Here is a 511-nt window from a genome sequence, read left to right as displayed (position 1 = left end):
GGATCATATCTATCAAGCAGCTTAAGTGTTCAATTTATTATTGCAATTTACGAAATTAATTTAGTAAATTATTTTTGAATTTTTTAGCATCTTGCATAGATAATATATACAGATATGTAGGCTAAAAAAGATGAGAGTTACTAAATTAGTTATTGGAATTTTAATGATTGTTTTGTCAGTATGGCTATTTCTAGACGGACTGCTAGGTCAATTACTAGGCATATACGCAGCTAAAAGTATAGTTGGTGGTATTCTTGAAATAATCATAGCTGGCCTGTTTATTGGCGCTGGAATTGTCTATATTTGCTTAGAAAAAAGTCCTCACTTAGGTGGAGATATAACTGGCCTAATTTTGATGATTATCGCAGGCGTTCTAGGAATATTTGGTGGTTTTATATATGCCTGGATGTTTTTGTATGCGGCTATTGCATTAGTAATCGGATTTGGATTTTACATTTGGCATCGTATAATTGGTACTGATGATTAGAAAAAGATATTCAAAATATATAAG

Annotated in this window: 1 protein-coding gene; it reads left to right on the top strand. The window is 31.3% G+C overall.

Going from position 1 to position 511, the window contains the following annotated elements; genetic code table 11:
* The first annotated feature begins 130 nt into the window (after nt 1-130).
* Nucleotides 131-487 (top strand): hypothetical protein, encoded by a 357-nt coding sequence (locus CP368_RS10170; RefSeq protein WP_098044373.1) that lies wholly within the window; start codon nt 131-133, stop codon nt 485-487.
* The last annotated feature ends 24 nt before the right edge of the window (nt 488-511 follow it).

The organism is Lactobacillus sp. UMNPBX17, from assembly GCF_002553735.1.
Taxonomy (GTDB): Bacteria; Bacillota; Bacilli; order Lactobacillales; family Lactobacillaceae; genus Lactobacillus; species Lactobacillus gallinarum.
The sequence above is the reverse complement of the archived record's forward strand: the minus strand, read 5'-3'. Positions and strand labels throughout refer to the sequence as shown.

Excerpts from the sequence above, each read along its gene's own strand:
- CP368_RS10170 (WP_098044373.1), top strand. The coding sequence starts at position 131 with ATGAGAGTTACTAAATTAGTTATTGGAATTTTAATGATTGTTTTGTCA.